General features: G+C 41.6%; 16 protein-coding genes. 4 read left to right on the top strand and 12 right to left on the bottom strand.

The features are described from left to right. Position 1 precedes the first annotated feature (1 nt). A complete protein-coding gene (locus E2I05_RS19380) occupies positions 2 to 1,174 on the top strand; it encodes a PQQ-dependent sugar dehydrogenase (protein WP_244935402.1) in 1,173 nt (390 codons plus the stop codon). Beyond that, positions 1,171 to 3,444 carry a DNA topoisomerase IV subunit A gene (parC, locus tag E2I05_RS19375; RefSeq protein ID WP_121853166.1) on the top strand — a complete coding sequence of 758 codons (2,274 nt, stop codon included), beginning with the start codon at positions 1,171 to 1,173 and terminating at the stop codon, positions 3,442 to 3,444. The genes E2I05_RS19380 and parC overlap by 4 nt, the downstream gene beginning before the upstream one ends. Before the next feature lie 314 nt (positions 3,445 to 3,758). On the opposite strand, the gene E2I05_RS19370 is transcribed toward parC, so the two are convergent. The 12 genes from E2I05_RS19370 to E2I05_RS19315 all read right to left on the bottom strand — a co-directional run bounded on the left by E2I05_RS19370 (position 3,759) and on the right by E2I05_RS19315 (position 14,025). Next, on the bottom strand, positions 3,759 to 4,424 hold the full coding sequence (locus E2I05_RS19370) for a helix-turn-helix transcriptional regulator (protein ID WP_121853167.1): 666 nt from the start codon (positions 4,422 to 4,424) through the stop codon (positions 3,759 to 3,761). 313 nt (positions 4,425 to 4,737) lie between these two features. After that, positions 4,738 to 5,523: a CsgG/HfaB family protein gene (locus E2I05_RS19365; protein WP_121853168.1), complete on the bottom strand. Its 786-nt coding sequence runs from the start codon at positions 5,521 to 5,523 to the stop codon at positions 4,738 to 4,740. Further along, positions 5,523 to 5,927 (bottom strand): curli assembly protein CsgF, encoded by a 405-nt coding sequence (locus E2I05_RS19360; RefSeq protein WP_121853169.1) that lies wholly within the window; start codon positions 5,925 to 5,927, stop codon positions 5,523 to 5,525. The genes E2I05_RS19365 and E2I05_RS19360 overlap by 1 nt, the downstream gene beginning before the upstream one ends. Positions 5,928 to 5,942: 15 nt before the next feature. After that, positions 5,943 to 6,368, bottom strand: coding sequence for a curli production assembly/transport protein CsgE (locus tag E2I05_RS19355; RefSeq protein ID WP_244935401.1), 426 nt, complete (start codon positions 6,366 to 6,368; stop codon positions 5,943 to 5,945). A gap of 749 nt (positions 6,369 to 7,117) precedes the next feature. Continuing rightward, positions 7,118 to 7,951 carry a potassium channel family protein gene (locus E2I05_RS19350; RefSeq protein WP_121853171.1) on the bottom strand — a complete coding sequence of 278 codons (834 nt, stop codon included), beginning with the start codon at positions 7,949 to 7,951 and terminating at the stop codon, positions 7,118 to 7,120. Between the two features lie 30 nt (positions 7,952 to 7,981). Further along, positions 7,982 to 8,317 (bottom strand): hypothetical protein, encoded by a 336-nt coding sequence (locus E2I05_RS19345; RefSeq protein ID WP_121853172.1) that lies wholly within the window; start codon positions 8,315 to 8,317, stop codon positions 7,982 to 7,984. Between the two features lie 86 nt (positions 8,318 to 8,403). After that, complete coding sequence (locus tag E2I05_RS19340) at positions 8,404 to 9,051, bottom strand: hypothetical protein (protein WP_121853173.1); 648 nt, start codon at positions 9,049 to 9,051, stop codon at positions 8,404 to 8,406. A 153-nt stretch (positions 9,052 to 9,204) separates the two neighbouring features. Further along, entirely contained in the window at positions 9,205 to 9,894 is a 690-nt protein-coding gene (locus tag E2I05_RS19335; RefSeq protein WP_121853174.1) for a PspA/IM30 family protein, read from the bottom strand. A gap of 11 nt (positions 9,895 to 9,905) precedes the next feature. Beyond that, complete coding sequence (locus tag E2I05_RS19330) at positions 9,906 to 10,319, bottom strand: YjfI family protein (protein WP_121853186.1); 414 nt, start codon at positions 10,317 to 10,319, stop codon at positions 9,906 to 9,908. 76 nt (positions 10,320 to 10,395) lie between these two features. Next, a complete protein-coding gene (locus E2I05_RS19325) occupies positions 10,396 to 12,135 on the bottom strand; it encodes a polyamine aminopropyltransferase (protein ID WP_121853175.1) in 1,740 nt (579 codons plus the stop codon). Positions 12,136 to 12,140: 5 nt separating this feature from the next. Next, on the bottom strand, positions 12,141 to 13,040 hold the full coding sequence (locus tag E2I05_RS19320) for a DUF350 domain-containing protein (protein WP_121853176.1): 900 nt from the start codon (positions 13,038 to 13,040) through the stop codon (positions 12,141 to 12,143). A 28-nt stretch (positions 13,041 to 13,068) separates the two neighbouring features. Further along, a complete protein-coding gene (locus tag E2I05_RS19315) occupies positions 13,069 to 14,025 on the bottom strand; it encodes a hypothetical protein (RefSeq protein WP_121853177.1) in 957 nt (318 codons plus the stop codon). 158 nt (positions 14,026 to 14,183) lie between these two features. Between E2I05_RS19315 and glnE the strand changes: the two genes are divergently transcribed. Beyond that, positions 14,184 to 17,102 carry a bifunctional [glutamate--ammonia ligase]-adenylyl-L-tyrosine phosphorylase/[glutamate--ammonia-ligase] adenylyltransferase gene (gene glnE / locus E2I05_RS19310; protein WP_165905470.1) on the top strand — a complete coding sequence of 973 codons (2,919 nt, stop codon included), beginning with the start codon at positions 14,184 to 14,186 and terminating at the stop codon, positions 17,100 to 17,102. 393 nt (positions 17,103 to 17,495) lie between these two features. Continuing rightward, positions 17,496 to 18,884 carry an AmpG family muropeptide MFS transporter gene (locus E2I05_RS19305; RefSeq protein ID WP_121853178.1) on the top strand — a complete coding sequence of 463 codons (1,389 nt, stop codon included), beginning with the start codon at positions 17,496 to 17,498 and terminating at the stop codon, positions 18,882 to 18,884. Positions 18,885 to 18,901 lie beyond the last annotated feature (17 nt).

Below are 18,901 nucleotides of genomic sequence, written 5' to 3'. Positions count from 1 at the left end.
GATGCGGTTAGTTGAGGCAATGATGAAGCTGAATATTAAATACAAGCTATTCGTGTGGTTTGCTAGTTTTATAGCATTGTTGGCCGCGGCCAACCAAGTTATTGCGGCTTCAAAACCATTATTGATTACGGTCACAAAAGGCTTTGGTGTGACGCTGTACGCTTCAAATCTTGGTGATGCTAAGCAGCTTGCGATAGGTGATAAAGGAACGGTATTTGTTGGCTCTGGTAAGACTGGTACCGTTACGGCTCTGGTCGATACAGACTTAGATGGACGAGTCGAAAAACGATATGTAATTGCTAAAGGCATGAAAAATCCCGATGCAATCGCTTTTCACAATGGTAGCTTGTTTGTTGCTGTAGAAAATCGCATTTTACGGTTCTCAGACATTGAGCAAAGGCTTCGTCGCCCAGGACGTCCGGCAGTCATTTATGATAATTTGCCCGAGTCAAAAAAACGTGGCAGCCGCACCATGCACTTTGGCCCAGATGGACGTTTATATGTGGCGGTTGGTGCATCATGTAATGTCTGTGAGCCAGAAACACCATTGGGTAGCATTATCGCCATTGATGTAACCTCTGGCGCCAATGAATTGATAGCGAGTGGCGTTCGCAGTGTAAAAGGTTTTGATTGGTCTCCGACTGATGATGCATTGTGGTTTGCTGACAGTGGTCGTGATTGGATGGGGGATAATATCCCAGCCGATGAAATTAATCGTGTTGAACAAAAAGGCAGCCATTTTGGATTCCCATATTTACACGGACGTACTGTTGTTGAACCCGCTTATCGAAAGCCAAAAAGTTTAACCATCACCCTTCCAACATTTGAGCTGCCAGCCCACGTAGAACCTGTGGGCGTCCGCTTTTATCGTGGGACACAATTCCCTGAGAAATATCATGATCAGTTGTTTGTTGCTGAAAATGGTTCTTGGAATCGTTCTAGTAAAGTCGGATATCAGGTGGTGTGGTTAGAAGTAGAAAATAATAAAGTTGTTAAACGTAATACCTTAATCAGTTTTTTAGATGGTGCATTTCCCGTTGCAAGACCTTACTCATTAGCGATAGGCCATGATGGTGCTATGTATATCTCTGATGATTTAAAAGGCAACATTTATCGCCTGTTTTATAAAAATCCTCCTTCACCTAAGCCAAAAGTAACAGGAAATAAATCATGAGTGATGCAATTGATTTAAGTTTAGATGGTGTCGAACAAATGCCATTAAGGCGTTTCACCGAAGAAGCTTATCTTAATTATTCTATGTACGTCATTATGGATCGAGCATTACCGAATATTGGGGATGGTCTTAAACCTGTACAACGCCGTATCATCTATGCCATGAGTGAATTAGGGTTATCTGCTGCGGCGAAGTATAAAAAATCAGCCCGTACAGTGGGTGACGTTTTAGGTAAGTATCACCCTCACGGTGACAGTGCATGTTATGAAGCCATGGTACTGATGGCGCAGCCATTCTCATATCGCTATCCACTCGTTGATGGTCAAGGTAACTGGGGGGCGCCCGACGATCCTAAATCCTTTGCCGCCATGCGTTATACCGAAGCAAAATTATCAAAGTTTTCAGAAGTATTATTGAGTGAGCTTGGACAAGGTACGGTCGATTGGGGAGTAAATTTTGATGGTACAATGAAAGAGCCATTAGTGTTGCCATCACGACTTCCGCATATTTTAATTAATGGTATTACCGGTATTGCCGTTGGTATGGCGACCGATATACCACCGCATAATGTTAATGAACTGGTGGGAGCCAGTGTTGAATTACTCGATAACCCTAAGGCTGATTTAGAACGTCTTATGGAGTTTGTGCCAGCACCTGATTATCCGACAGAAGCTGAAATAATTACTCCTGCAATAGACATTAAAAAGATTTATGCTTCAGGGCGCGGTTCAATCAAAATGCGCGCAGTGTTTGGCATGGAGCAAGGTGAAATCATCGTTACTGCACTGCCACATCAAGTCGGCAGTGCTAAAATATTAGAGCAAATCGCAGCGCAAATGCAGGCGAAAAAATTGCCTATGGTTGCTGACTTACGGGACGAATCTGATCATGAGAATCCAGTAAGATTAGTGATAATTCCACGCTCGAATCGTGTCGATTGCGATCAATTGATGGCACACTTGTTTGCCACAACGGATCTCGAAAAAAGTTTTAGAGTTAATTTAAATGTACTCGGTTTGGATGGACGTCCACAGGTTAAGGGGTTGAAGCAAATACTGACAGAATGGTTGTCGTTTAGGACTGAAACGGTTCGTAAACGTCTGCAATACCGACTTGATAAAGTATTAGCTCGTTTGCACGTACTCGATGCGTTAATGATTGCATTCCTTAATATCGATGAAGTCATTGAAATTATCAGGCAATACGATAATCCTAAGGCGGAATTGATGGCTCGTTTTAAGCTGAGTGAGCGTCAAGCCGAAGCCATCTTAGATTTAAAACTTCGCCATTTAGCAAAGCTTGAAGAAGTTAAAATTCAAACTGAGCAAAATGAATTAGCCGAAGAGCGTGACAAACTAGAGCTAACTCTAAGTTCTGATCGTCGTTTGAAAACGCTGGTTAAAAAAGAATTGATCAAAGACGGCGAAACCTACGGTGATGATCGTAGAACGCCAGTGATTGAACGCAGTGAATCCAAAGCGTTATCTGAGCAAGCATTAGTGCCCAGTGAACCCGTTACCGTGGTGTTATCCGAAAAAGGTTGGATACGTTGTGCGAAAGGACACGATATTGATCCGACAACCTTATCCTATAAAGCGGGTGATAGTTATCTATCGAGTGCGATAGGACGAAGTAACCAACAAACGGTGTTTATTGACTCTTCTGGTCGTGCGTTTGCGACCGAAACCCATACTATGCCATCCGCGCGTAGCCAAGGCGAGCCTATTACCACTCGCTTTAATTTGGCTCCCAATGAGCGCATGGAGCATGTCGTTTTATCAGAAGATAAACAATGTTTCTTGTTAGCCAGTGATGCAGGTTATGGGTTTATTTGTACCTTTGCCGATATGATTTCTCGGAATAAAGCGGGCAAAGCTTTACTGAGTTTACCTAAGAATTCGAAATCTTTGACCCCAACATTAGTTAATGTGTCTGAAAACGCCTCTATTTTAGCGATTTCTAATGAGGGCCGTATGTTGCTGTTTAACTTCAATGCATTGCCTCAGTTGAGTAAGGGTAAAGGCAATAAGATCATAGGTATTCCTACTGAACGCGCTAAAACTCGTGATGAATGGTTAGCTCATTTGCACATTGTTCCCGCTGATACGTCGGTAACTCTGTGGGCAGGCAAGCGCAAGTTAACTTTAAAACCTGCTGACTTAGAATATTATCAAGGTGAGCGTGGTCGCCGTGGCGCTAAACTGCCACGAGGATTACAGCGTGTCGATAGAGTGGAAGTCGGCGGTAATGATAATGATATAAGCTTGTAATCATTATCCTAAATAAATCGGTTGGGAGCGTTCATATACGCAGAAAAAATTACTGGTAGCAAGGCATGAATAGCAGCAAGTAGTGGTTCTACTTGCAAAATTTATAACGCAGCTAGCGGTGGTTTTGGCAAGTATATGAATGTTCAGCACTCACCTGATGGGTGAATTAGGGTTGTTTAGTTTTGTATTTAACTTCAATAGATTAAAGCTAAATTGTGCGTTCAACCGATTTATTTAGGATTATTTCTAATACCCCAAATAAAACGGTTTTCATATTTTTATGAAAACCGTTTTATTAAAAAAAGACGATGCATTTATACAAACTGTGCTTGGTAGTTATTAGACCAACGCAGTAATTCGACTCGGTTCCGTGATTGCGTTTTTCTAAAAATTGATGAAATGTGTGCTTTTACTGTGTGCTCACTGATGCAAAGACGATACGCAATCTCCTTATTGCGTGCTCCACTGGCAACCAGTTTAATAATTGTTTTTTCTCGAAATGTCAGCATTTGCCACATGGCAAGACTTTCTTCGTTGATGCTGTGCTCTATTTCAGGCTGTATCTTTTTCACCAGATTTTGCAGTGTATTACTGAGCAGTTTACGATCATACCAAAGTTCATTATTGAGCATTTTTTTTAGTCCGGTCAGTAGCAGATCCATGCCAAGATCGGAATAAAGTATGCCTTGTATACCTAAGACGATAGCTTGCTCTTCCGCTAGTCGTCCGCGTTCGGCTTGATAGATAGCGATTGACATTTCACCGATGAGCTTTGCTATGGCTAAAGGCATGCCTTTACTGTCTAATGGCATGCCTTTCTGCGGTACTAAACAAAAGCTTTCAGCATTTTTATTCGCTTGAATAACCTCAGCGGTAGATTTTAAAACCCTGACTTTCAGACCGACAGATTCAGCTAAAATTGCTAAATGGCAAGGGGTATTAAATTCATGAAGAAATAGTAGTTCCTTTACTTGAGACATATCACTTTTCTCCCTAAAAGTTCAATTATGCTCGTAGCGCGTTTTTAACCTATGGAATTGTTCATATAGGTTTATTGTTAAGCTTTCTACAGTGATAGGTTAATGACTTCGTACTCAAGTTAACGATAGAGTATTCAACTAATGCATTCGTTCAAAATTTAACGATAAAGTTACACAATCTGCTGTCATTTGTCGATAACTAATTATTTTGTATTAGCTATTTTGGAATCTAACAGCGTTTTAATATATTCACAAGCGGTTATTATTAGGCTCAGAAAAATAAAGAGCCTAATAATCAAGATCAGTCTGGGGTTTATAGTGCCTTTGAGTCACTGTTTCCCGACCATAGACCTTTTTCGATTCCTGAATCGATAAGTTGTGAAACCGCTAACTCAATAGCTTGAGTGACACAAATTTGAACAGGTTCATTCGTGGTATAGCCCATTTCAGCTTCAGCAAGACGACTTAAGCTGGTAAAGCGAGTTAAGCCTGCTCGGATTTCTTGAGAATAGATCTTTTTGGTCGTGTTTACAGAAAGCATGACCTTGCCTGTGTGAACATCAATGGCACGGAGATAAACCGTAACTTGGTCTTCACGATATAACTCTGAAGCACTGATCCCAAAATAACCAGCTCCTATGCCACCAGTGCTGACGTTAGTTTCATAGCTGACGATGCCGCCTTCAAGTAACAGTCTAGCGTTGGCAAGATCAGGTAGGTGTTTATTAGATTTATCTTTCTTTACTTGGTTTTTTTGCAGAATTTTTCGCTCTGTAAGCAGGTTTTGTAACCCTTCACGTTCCACTGGTGAAAACCAATTCGAATCAAGTAAGGTTTGCACCAAAATGGGTGTCGCACCTTGAGTGACTGCTGTAGAGAATGAACTGACATTTTGTTGTGGCTTGTATTGACCCGTTTGATCCCTAAAAGAGTAAACCGCCACAGGGATAGGATATTTCGGTGATGCCTTCTTTTGTATGGCTAGCATTGTTGAACTAGGAAGGTTAATTTGAGCAGGCGAAATGTTTAAGTCTGGTTTAGGGACAATACTACAAGCCGTCAGCGACAGTAAGGTGAAGCTCATTATTAATTTTTTCATTATTGCCCACTCAAATTCTCAGGGTTGTAAATTTCAATCACAGTGACTTCACCTGTAATATCGTTTGTGATACTGATCTCAAAGTGCCCTTCACCTAAATCTGCAACTACAATGGTATGATCACCAGTTACAAACCTTCCTTCCGTGAGTTCTCCTGATGAAATCCCACGAGTAATTTTACTGAGTATGTTTCTTTCTAAAGACTCTTTAAAACGTTGAACAAAGTCTCTTTCTTGGCTTTCAGAGTTATCATTTTGGGCATTCGCTTTAGCCAGTAAAAGCGAACCATTAAGCGGGTTTCCACCAAATGTAGGGTTGATTGGGGTATAAATTAATTCCGTTGAGAACGATTGTGGTGCTAGCGTGCAGCTAAGCACAAGTCCAGCGAATATGATTTTTTTCATGTTTCATCCCTAAAATTAAAATCCATCGAGTTGTAGTGATGCGTCACCAGTCATTTCATTAGCTCTGACTTTGGCAATATAATCCAGTGTTAACAGCATGGCTTCTTTAGCGCGCTCTTCTACGGGGCTCATTCTCCGGCCAAAGTGCGTTCTGTAAATTGCTTTACCATTAATTTCAAGTAATAACAGTGTGCCAGCTTGTGGAAAGACGGTTTCGGTTAGCGTAACGTTATAACCTTGAGTATAAGGCAGATCGCGCCAGTAGCTCGAATAGTAGAAATTGAAGTCTTTACCGAATCTGGTCAGGGTTCTATCAATAACCAGACCGCTAATTTCAATACCTTCTGAATTGGCAGATGACTGTGTAGTAAATGATAACAGTAGACCGAACCACAGGGTCTTGGTGAGAATCCATCTCATAGCGTAGCCGCTTATATCCATTAATTATTCTTATGCTGGTTACATTAGCAAGTTTCGATGACGTTCGTCACCAGCTAGAGTGCATGAAATTGGATTCGTCAAATAAAATAGTAATAAAGTATTAGTGCTATAGGGTTATGAATGTTAATAAAGTAATCTGCACAATGTTATACCAATTACAGTAATTAAATGCTCAACTCAGAGCTATGTATGCGAACAAAGTACAAACGAAATTGGTGAAAACATAGTTATTACCGTCATACAAAACTGTCGTTATTACATTGCTACGTTGAGATAATTTTGTGAAGTATTCTTTATCCTAGAAACATCAGTTGACTGCGTTCTCAAGCGTAGAAAAAATGGCTGATAGTAAGGCGTAGCTTGCAGCAAGTAGTTATTCTACTTGCAAAAGTTACAACGCAGATAGCAGTCATTTTAGCAAAAAATGTGAGCGTAGAGCACTTCACTCATTGGGTGAAAGCCATGATGATAAAATCATCATATTGCTCAAACAGTTACTCATATACTCAGCGTTCAACTGATGATTTTAGGATTATAAACCAAAGTGTGCGCATACAAGCTCCAGAAGGGCAAGGCTAAAGGTTTCCATTACTGCGTTGCACGTTCTTGAATTATCCCGACAAAAGCACTAAGTGCGTTGAACGCCAGTTTTGTATGGCGGCCGTAGGGAATATAGTACTTCGAACATACGCCTTGTGCTTAAAACCTTTATCTCTTGCTGAGTGAGAGATTAATTACTGTAATTGGTATTAGGTGTCAGTTCTCGGTGGCTGATTAATTAATTGTTTAAGTGAATTGATTTCAGCCAGCATGATTTTCTGATTTTGTTCCATTTGCGCTTGGTTGGTTTCCATGCGTTTTAGGGCTTGTTCAAGTTCAGAGCGAATTTCTTGCTGATGAGTAGTTTGTTGTTCGTTGATTTTATGTTCATCAGGTCCGACAAAAATCGAAGCCATGTAACCTGAAATGACCCCGAAAAAGCTGACGCCTGTGATGATGACAATACTGCCAATGATGTGCCCGACTGTAGTAACTGGGTAATAATCACCGTAACCAACGGTTGATATGGTCACCAACGCCCACCAAATAGCTTGTTCCGCAGTATGAATATTGGCACCTTGCTCACCACTTTCTACTAATAAAATCACGACTGATGAAATCGCAAGAATGGTCAGTGTGGCTAATAATAAACTGGCTAGGGTCGCTTCTTTCTTTTGTTTGATTAACGGGACTAACAGAGAGCGACTGGAGCGAATAAGACGCACGACACGCAATACTTGAAAAATTCGTGCGGCTCTCAACGGCTCTACGGCAGGAATGCTGGCAACAAGATCGATCCAATGACGTCGAAAATATTGGACTCTATGTTTAGCTTTAAATAAGCAAAAAAAGAAGTTACTGATAAAAATGAAACAAATACCAGTATCAATAAAAAACAATAATTGATGAGTTTCAGAGTCAAGGGATCCGAATGCCAAAACCAACATAATCATTACGGCAAACAGAGATAATAGCATCAGAGCTAGTTCAAAGGCTGTGGGGCCATCAATATCGTCCGGAAGCCATTTATGCTGATTGCTCATCTTAGAAATTTCTCTATTAATTGGACTACGTTATTCTAGCTCTAAAGAAACAAACTGGACTAAATCATCAAATACACGCTTTTTGATTTCTAATTGAGCATCAGCAGCCAAATCATACTTTTGGGCGAGTATGGCGTAATCGTCTTCACTGAGCGAAACCGTTAAACGAGGTCGTTTAGGACGTTTGGAGACAGACAAACCTAGAATGGTGCGGATTTGATCAGAAGGGCTGACACCTGAGTCGAGTGCCGCCTTTCGAATGGAGTATTGGAATTGTTCGTCCAAATCAAACGCCACTTGACTTGCTTTAGCGGCTTTTTGATTTTGGCGCCACGGCTCGGGCAAACTGTGTTTAGCTTTACTCATTTATCGATCACCTGCTCACGCGGTTTGTCATATTCTGTCAACATACTAGCAAAAATCGTCAGTAGTTTGGTAACCATTTTATGGTATTAGCTGGCTGGCCAGTACTCTCGAATATCGGTCACAGGTCGGTACATCACCAAACTAATTTCAGTTTCGCCACCATGATAAACTTCAATGTCTATTGCATACTTTTCAGTGTCATCCATAAGCTGGTAGCTTTCAAATTCTTCACCTTGTCCATGGCCTTCCTCTTGAGGAGGGCGACTGCCACGATAATCTTTGTGATGGAAATAGCCAAATTCAGCAAAACTGGTTTGTTGATAATGCTCCCCTAACCATTGCTGTAATTCGCTGAATGGTTGATCGGCAAGCACTTGAATACGGGCTTGGCCTGGCTCTTCAAAAATTTGACTGAATTGTTCTAAATCAAAGAGCTGCTCTACTTGATCGCGGGTGACTTTCATTGAAAGCGCGAGATAGACTTCATCATCTTCATCGAGAGTTAAATAGATGGCTTGATCATTCACACCTTTGAGTTGCCATTCTGTTGTCAGTTTGTGTTCAAATTCGTAGGTGTTTATTGACTCAACTTTGAATTGTTGCCCTTTAAGCTGTTTGGGCAATGCGAAACTGTCATCTAGCGTGATTAAATCATCGGCTAACAGATCATGAGGACGGGTTAATTGGCGAGCTTTTGCTTCTTTTTTACCAAATATTGATTTCAGAAATCCCACATAAACTCCTTAGAGTACTCCAGAAACAAGAACACGACTCATGCAGAAATTGGTGGTTGGGAGACCGTCTGCATGAGTCGCAAAAGTTGTCGTTTATTTCGTTTAGGGTACAAAATAAGCGGCGATAAGCAAGGGAGCTTAATTTGTTACTTTTTAACCTTTTCGAGCTTTGATGCGATCTAGTACAGCGCTGGCATCAGACTTTTGCTCACCAATACCCGCTTCAGCAAGTTTCGCGTGTAGCGATTTGTCACTGTTTTCATCTTCCAGCGCTTCTGAAGCTTTAAGTTTATCATCGAAGTTTTGCTGGCGTGCTTTGATTCGCTCTAGTGAATCTTTAGCATTCATCAGTTTTGAATTGCTTGATGCAAAAGAGTCGGTAATGGTAGCCGTGGCTTTCTGCACGCTTTCAGTGGTTTTAACCATGCTCAATTGACGTTGGTAATCATTCAATTGTCTTTCGGTCTTTTTCACTAAATCTTTCAAACGTGCCGCGTGACTGTTGTAGCTTTCATTCGCTGAGCGTTGCTCATTCAACTCTTCATCGAGTTGAGCAATTTTTTCAGCGATTTCTAGTGCTAACGCTTCATTGCCTTTTTCTAGCGCTTGAGCCACATAACCTTCGTGTTCTTCAACACTGCGCTTTAGGCGTTCAACTTCACGACTGGCCTGCATTTCTTTCGCCATTACATCGGTAAGTTCACGCTTTGCATTGGTTAAATGCTTTTTAGCATCACGAATTTCTTGTTCAAAAATACGTGTTGAGTTTGCGTCTACAATGTTTTCACCGATTTCAGTGGCACCGCCACGAAACGCGGTAAGAATCTTATTTAAAATACCCATAGTTTCTCTCCTTATTTCAGATAGCTGACCATTTCGTCGATAACTTCGATGCAGTTATCGGAAAGAACGGCTACTTCCTGTTCAATTTCATTTAAGCTTGATTGTAGCGACAAGGCGCCGTATACCACGTATTTATTGTCAACTTTGGCAAATGCCGATAATGGCATTGGGATGTTGAGCTCTAGCATGGTTTCAAACATTTCTGTGCGCTTATCTGGGTTAACTTCGGTTTCGTCCCAAAGGTAGCTAATGCACAAAATTTGGTTATCTGTAACAGATATAAAAACTGGAATCTCTTCGCGTCCAGCCACATTAACTTGTACGACTTCCACTTCACCATCAATGGGGTAACAATCAAAATTGAAGCCAGTTTGTCCTTGATCGCCAAGTCCATTTAAATAATTTGCAATCGTGTGAATATTCATTTTTATCCTTACTGACATATTATGTCTGAGCCAAACTTTAGCATTGAGACATAATATGTCAAGCGCTTTTTTAAGTTTAATTTTCATTGGTCGGTAATTCTAGTCCAAGCTCTTGTGACCATGCGTTTTGATGGTATCGATACAATTGTAACGATCCCAGTATATTGGGCTTTACTTCACCTTTATGTTGATAAAAGTTACCCGGAAATTCAAATGCTGCTCGTGTTAGAGAAGGGGTTAGCCAACGCTCATTGATCGGAAATTGTTTTACAACTTCCAATCGTTTTTGAGCATCGGCACCTGACCCGGTGGCTATGCTCCATCCCCATTCACCAAAACTCGGTACATTATGATGATACTGTTTCACCTTAAATCCAGCAGATTCTAATGTTTTGCCCACTGAAATAAAGGCTTGTTGAGCATGATAGGGAGACGTTGATTGCACTGTGATGACACCATCAGCACTAAGCAACTGTTTTAGTTTTCGATAAAACACATCAGAATATAATTTGTTTAAATCTGGGTGGCTTGGATCCGGTAAATCAACAATAATGGCGTCGTATTTTTGTTGCTGGGCAATAAGCTTGTCTGTACCGTTAAAAGCATCATCGAAGATAATGTTAACTCTTGGATCATTCAATGCATCACCATTTAATCGGTGCAGTGCTCGGCTTAAATACGCTGGCATGCTGACTTCATCTTTAGTGAATAAATCCACTAAACCACGATCTAAATCCATCAGTGTGACGAGTTTAGGGTGCCACTTTAGTACTTGTTTAACGCCAAGACCGTCACCGCCACCAATGACAAGAATATTATCGTGGCGGGCACTGGCTGCCAAGGTTGGGTGAACTAAAAAAGCGTGATAGATGTGTTCATCTTCGCTGGAAAACTGCAACTTACCATTGATATACATAGAATAAACCGGTTCAAGCCCATTTCCACGTAATCGCTCTGTAAAAGTAAGTTGTTGGAAACGGGTAGCTTTAGTGAAGACGACAGTATCTTTGTAGAGGAGGTTATTAAACCCTTGCTGCCAGTTCGGTCCAAAAGTGGCTAAGATCAATAATAATCCCGATGCCAACACATGGCCGATGAGTAACCAGCGAAAACCTCGAATACGTTTTTTAAAGCGGAATAAAAATACAAAACCAGCAAGGAGATTGACACTCGCGGTTAAGCTTGCTGCAAGCTCAATATCCATAGCCAGCATGAACCCAACCCATACAGCGGCACCAACACCGGCACCAATATAATCGGCACCATAAATGGTTCCGGCATTATGTAGCAGATGTTCATCTGAAAGTGATTGTCTTACTCTTGCAATTAACGGGATCTCCATACCGATCATCAAGCCAAGAATGGTGCCCCACATATAAGGCAAATATTGGCTGATGAACTGCAATGTTTCTATAGCTTGTCCATCTAACAATTGATCAGGAGGAAGGTTAAAAGTCTGCGTGAGTATTTGTGGTAGTTGCTGGCCAAAACCAATAATTGCGGCAGTAATGATAATGGCTGATGAGCCGCAAATGGCCACGGTGAGTTCTAAAATGGCAAATCCGGTGAAAGCACAACGAATTTTACGTGCTGCAAATGCCCCAAACCCCATAGAAACAATCATTAAGCCAATCATAGTGTAAATAGCGGCTTCGAGTGCGCCTAATACGCGACCCGCATAATGTGATAGTAAATACTCATAAATAAGTCCACAGCCCGCTAGCATCGCCATAATGCCAAGTAACAATACATCATCAATACGAGATAAAGCAGCCACCTTTTTTATCGGTGGCTGAGCACTTACTGAAACTGTCATTAAGGTTATGCCATGAGTGCCGTTAAGATCATTGCGACTGAAATACTGATTGCCATCTCAATGGCGGCGACACCAATATTTTGTTGCTTTTCCACTTCTAAACTGCGATTAATTTTATTTAAAACCACTGTTTTCACTATGGCCTGTATGACTGAAAGTACCAACAGCATGATGATTGAAAACACCAGCCAAGACACAATGTTGGTGACATATTCAGTCGGTGAGAACACAATGAAATGACTTGCGGCATTAAAGCTTAATCCCATGGCAATTAAATAGCCTGAGTGACGCAATGCTAATGCCGTATTGCCATTTTGCAGACCTTGTTGGAAGGTTTCACCTTGATTACGCTTGGTGTAGCTGTATTCACGCCAGCGAGTCAATAGCACCATCATTAATTGAGAAACAACAAAGCTACTGATAATTGCAATAAAGGTATTGATTGTCATACCTTCTGCCCACAATAATGTCGCTCTGATGATAATAGCTGTGGCGATTACAGCACCAGCATCCACGATACTGATGGCTTTATTGCCTGCCAGTATGCTCTGTGTTTTATTGATCTTATTTAAAGCGATTTTATCATGCAATAAACGGCCTAGTTTGATGAGTATGAGTCCGCAAATGCCATAAGCTGTTAAGCCAATGGCTTCAATCGCGTAACTGCTGCCTGCTTCACCGGTAATAGCACCAGTCAGCACAATCCCCATTGCGGCTACAGCGCCAGCGGTGCTAATGCCAAAAGCGAAATTATCTTTTTCGGCCAGCTCGTGAGCACTGTTCACATTGGCGCTCCAGCCAAATAAATAGCGCATTAAGGTCAGCAGTACCGTAGCAATACCAAGATCAATCAACAAGATGATCAGCAGCTCTGAGGTAAGGCCGAATTCTTCAAATATGGACATTATCTTTCCTTATCTAACATTAAACTGATTATTTGCCGCGACTGACACTGCGAGACGTTCGACTGGATGAATTACGAAAACCACTGCTTTTCGCATAATTTGACCGAAACTTACTTCGAGCATTTGTTGAGCTTTTTGGTGCGCTCTGACTGGCTCTTGATAAGCTAGTCGCTCCGGTGCGTGTTTTAGCATAGGGGCTGTTGAAGGTTTTTCCCTGTCTTGAAAAGCGTTTTTTGGTATTTTGGTACACTTTTTCTTGGCTGCGATGCTGTTTCGGGGAAGTATAACGATAGCGACCTTTGTCACCATAGTAACTGTAACCTCGACGACTCGACCAATTGTCATAATAGATGGGCGATCGAAACAGGTTCGAGAACATTGAGTACATGCCGTACCATGCCCAAAATGACATACCGCTACTATTCGTTTGCCAACTTCCGTAACTTGGATTACCGACGAGTTGACTGCCAGAACCAAAATCTTGCGCACCATTAGCCAATAACTCAGCTTCACGACTAATGGCGTTAATTCTGGCAAGGCTGCCGTTTGACATATCAGCAATCACGTTGACAGGATCAGAAAGCATATCATTGAACAAACTTGGATCTGTCGCTTGATATAAGTTTTCAATTTCAGCGAGTTGTTGATCTAAATCGACAAAATTACTGGCCACTGAAGCGTCTTTTAAGCGTTGTTCTAAGCTTAAAAACATTGTGCCTTCAGGAGTCGCGTCTTTAGACAATTGATTCAGTAACGGCGTTAATTCTGTTCTCGATTCCCCCAGTACTTGGCTGTATTGTTTTAATAGCTCAGCATTACGTAATTGGCCGTTATTCAGCATCACTGCAAGACTGTCAATTCGGCTTTTTGTGAGTTGCTGATACTGGGCGATTTTGTCAGGTCGTTCGTCACCGCATCCTGCTAAAAATAAGGTTCCTAACACAAGAGTACACATTATGATGACTCGACGTAGCATACCTGCCATGGGCTCTCCAAAAATAGGTTAAGCTAAAAGTAAACGGTAATATTGCTTTTACTGAATGATATAAATAGCTTTTTCGATAATAGCGATTTAGGATCAGTAAACTCTCTGTATATCACTAACGACATAATATGTCGATAGTTAAGCGTCTTGGAATGATTATGACGATGGACACTCACAGTAACAAGCCAATTCCTACAGAAATTCAAAAACTCGCAGACGAACGAGTTGAGCAAATTCGAGCACAGCAACCTGAAATCATTGCCAAGCTTGAGCCAGAATGTCTGGTTGAACTCACTGCAGTGCTTGGATTAAGTGACTACATTAATCATCAATTGCAACGGCACCCTGAGTGGATAACGGTGTTAGTCGATGAAGTAAAAGAAACAGATATTTGTCAATTTTATCGCTTTATGCTGCAAAAGAAACTCCAAGACGTCAATGACGAAGAAGTAACAAAGCGTGTGCTGCGTGACTTTCGTAATCGCCATATGGTACGTATCGCATGGCAAGATTTTATGTCACATGGCACCATTAAGCAGTCATTATGGGATATCTCTACCTTGGCTGAGACCTTAATCATTAACGCCCGTGACTGGATGTATAACAGGTTATGCGATCAATATGGCACACCAACCGATGCCGAAGGTAGGCCTCAACCCCTGCTTATTATGGGGATGGGAAAATTGGGCGGAGGTGAGTTGAACTTCTCATCCGATATTGACTTAATTTTTACTTACCCAGAATCAGGCCAAACCCGTGGTGGTCGCCGTGAGCTCGATAATCAGCAGTTCTTTACTCGGTTGGGGCAAAAACTGATTGCCTTATTGGATCAAGTTACTGTCGATGGATTTGTGTATCGGGTTGATATGCGGCTAAGACCTTACGGTGAAAGTGGTCCATTAGTGTGTAGCTTTAATGCGCTTGAACACTATTATCAAGATCAAGGTCGTGAATGGGAACGCTACGCCTTAGTAAAAGCAAGAGTCTTAGGGCCAATATGTCAGGATAAAAAAGATTTAATTGCGCTATTAAGGCCATTTATTTATCGACGTTATATTGATTTCAGCGCCATTGAATCATTAAGAAAAATGAAACAGCTCATTGCGCAAGAAGTTCGCCGTCGTCAGCTAACAGATAATATTAAACTTGGCGCTGGTGGTATCCGTGAGGCTGAATTTATCGTGCAAAACTTTCAGCTTATTCATGGTGGTCGACAACCTGACTTACGCAAACAAAATATTTTTCTTGCCATTGAAAGCGTATTTAACCACGGCTTTTTAGATTACAACTTAATGGTTGAATTGCGTAACGCTTATCTATTCCTAAGAAAGTCAGAAAATCTGCTCCAAGGGTTAAGCGATATGCAAACTCAAACACTGCCAGACAATCGGCTCGATTGGCAACGCATTTGTTGGGTATTAGGCGTAGACACTGAACAAGTATTACGCAAAAAAATTCAAGATGTCATGGCGAAGATTAATCAACAGTTTTTAAACAGTGTTGGCGGTGAAACTGAAGATAATGAGCAAGAGTCTTGGGCGGAGCAATTGTGGGAAGAAACCGAATTAGAGCATGCACAAAAAGTGTTAATAGCTCAGGGAATAGAAGATTCAGAACTTATCCCCGCATTATTAAAATGGCGTACTCATGTACATAAAAAGCCTATAGGACCAAGAGGGCGAGATACCTTAGATAAGTTAATGCCATACATGTTGGCAGAAATACTCCAGCATGCAAATGCCATCAAGGTGTTTATTCCTGTATCACAAGTAATTGAGCAAATTGTTTGTCGAACCACTTATCTAGAATTGCTGTGCGAAAATCCTGGGGCAAGAAAACAACTGGTCAAACTCTGTAAAGCCAGCCCTTGGATTGCTGAGCAACTCGCTGAATTTCCAATGTTGTTGGATGATCTTATTGATCCTAAACAGCTCTATGACACAACGGAATTCGATGATTACCACAGCGAAATAAGGCAATACTGCTTACGTGTGCAAGATGATGACATGGAGCAGCAAATGGAAGCGTTGCGTCAATTTAAGTTGTCGCAACAATTAAAAATTGCCGCCGCTGACATTACTGGCGTACTACCTGTTATCCAAGTCAGTGATCACTTAACATTTCTGGCGGAAGCGATTGTAGAGCAAGTGGTTATTTATGCATGGCAACAGTTGGTTTTTCGCCACGGTAAGCCTTCGTACCTTGTGGATGATGAAATGGGATTTGCTGTAATTGGATACGGTAAATTGGGTGGACGCGAACTTGGCTACGGCTCCGATCTCGATTTAGTATTCTTACACAACTTAACCGAAACTCATTCCCAAACGGACGGTGACAAGCCCATTGATAGCGTGCGATTTTACGTCAAATTGGCACAGCGTATTATTCATTTATTTTCAACACGGACAAGTTCAGGTGAGCTGTATGAAGTTGACATGCGGCTGCGACCATCAGGTGCATCAGGCCTGTTAGTCAGCGAAGTTGAGAGCTTTGGTGAATATCAACGCCAAGCGAAAACTTGGGAGCAGCAAGCACTGGTTCGCGCTCGATGTATTTACGGCGACGGCGCACTCGAAAAACAGTTTAATGCTCATCGTCGCCAAATTTTGCAGAAGAATAGAGTGCAGCCTAAACTGGCCGAGGATGTTCATCGAATGCGTTTAAAAATGCGTGAACACTTGACGAAAGTAAAGCCAAACGAGTTTGACTTAAAACACAGTGATGGCGGCATTGTAGATATAGAATTTATCGCCCAGTTTTTAGTGCTTTGTTATTCAAATGAATACCCTGAACTGGCAGAGTGGTCTGATAATATTCGGATCTTCAAGCGGTTAACAGAAATAAAATTATTAGATGAAGCAAGAGCAAAAGTGTTGATTAACAGCTATCAATATCTGCGGGGGATCAGTCATAGGCAGTCTTTACTGCGAACTTCTACTATTGTGCCGCAAGATGATGAACTGATTGAGTATTCTGAGCCTGTTAAGGAAGTTTACCAACATTTATTAGTGGGTGAGCATCAAGCCATATCTGAGTTAGATAGGTTCTCCCAGAGCGATATTTTTCAGAATAAATAGATTTGTAGTAAACCGATTCTATCGATGGCATCGCCGCTTAAGTCAACGTCGGAGCAAGTATCTATCACGAGGTGCTTACTAAAAATTACGCCAAGCAGGTCTTGAGTATTTACCCACGACACTTTTGATAAACAAAGTGAAGGGGCTGAGAGAAGTGTAACAACAGAGCCGGAGGTGTAACAACAGAGCCGAGTGAGGGAAAACTTCATGCACGGAATCGAAGAGGGGCTGCTGGATAAGCGATAGCGAAGCCAGTAGCCTACTCTACTTAAAGGGTAATCAGGAAATTTTTTGGTTTTTCTTATCACTCAAACGGCTACTTACGGCAATAACTTGAATATCCTCAAGTCGATCCGTAAGCTTGCATTAACATAATCTTTATTCGGTTCAACTATGACGTTTTCGACGCGCATAGCAGAGGTGTTTTCTGTTTATGCTCATAAACGAGTGCTCAGTCTGTTATTTTTGGGGTTTTCCTCAGGTTTACCCTATGTATTAGTGTTTTCAACCCTCTCTTTTTGGTTAAGAGAAGCTGGTGTCGATCGTACAGCGATTGGTTATTTTAGTTGGATAGGCGTGGCTTATACCCTCAAATGGTTGTGGTCGCCGCTGGTGGATAGAATGTCATTGCCTTGGTTAACAAGATTATTTGGGCGACGACGAAGTTGGATTTTACTGGCGCAAGCCACTTTGATCACCGCCATTATCGGCATGTCGATGAGTGATCCATTACAAGATCTCGAACACTTAGTGATATTTACTTTGATGGTCGCATTTGCATCAGCGACTCAAGACATTGTGATTGATGCGTTTCGTATCGATTCAGCACCTGAAGATATGCAAGCAGCACTAGTGACTTCGTATCTTGTGGGGTATCGAGGTGCCATGATTGCAGGTACCGCGGGGGTACTGACTTTAGCCGCATGGTTTGAAACCGAAAGCCAAACTTATCAATTATTGGCGTGGCAAACGTCATTTCAAGTGATGGCAGGATTGATGTTTCTGGGGGTGTTGGCCACCTTGCTGAGTAAAGAGCCGAACATCGATGACAGTGAAGTCAATAAATCACAGCTGGAAATGAAAGCGAAGTTGAGCTTGAAATATTCACCGCAATTGGCGGCGTTTTTTTCATGGGGTTATCAAGCCGTTGTGTTGCCATTTGTAGATTTTTCAAAACGCTATGGTTGGGCGGCAATTTTGATTCTAGCCCTCATTTCAACCTATCGAATTTCGGACATTGTTATGGGGATCATGGCCAATGTGTTTTATGTCGATATGGGGTTTACTAAAGGTGAAATAGCATCAATTAGCAAAGTTTATGGCGTGATTATGACGCTTGTGGGCGCAGGTGTAGGCGGGTTATTGTTAAAGCGCTTTGGCACCATGAAAATTCTTTTTTTGGGGGCTCTGCTGACCGCGATAACGAATCTATTATTCGCGCTGCAAGCGGTTGAAGGCCATAACGTGACTTTGCTGACGCTTGTCATCTCGGTCGATAACTTCAGTGGTGGTATCGCCATTGCTGCGTTTTTAGCTTACTTGTCGAGTTTAACCAGTAACCAATTCAGTGCGACTCAGTACGCTATCTTATCGTCAATTATGCAAATATTTCCTAAATTTATTGCGGGTTTCTCGGGCGTTTATGTGGATAATTTCGGTTACGTCAATTTTTTTATTGCAGCAAGCTTAATTGGTTTCCCAGTGTTATTGCTAATTCATTGGGTTAAAATGACGACAGAGTTGATGACAGCAAGGTCTGAGACATCAAAGCTTCACGATTAACTGCTTGATTAAAAGTC

The sequence above is a fragment of the Parashewanella spongiae genome (assembly GCF_004358345.1).
GTDB lineage: Bacteria > Pseudomonadota > Gammaproteobacteria > Enterobacterales > Shewanellaceae > Parashewanella > Parashewanella spongiae.
This window is presented reverse-complemented; position numbering and strand designations above follow the sequence as displayed.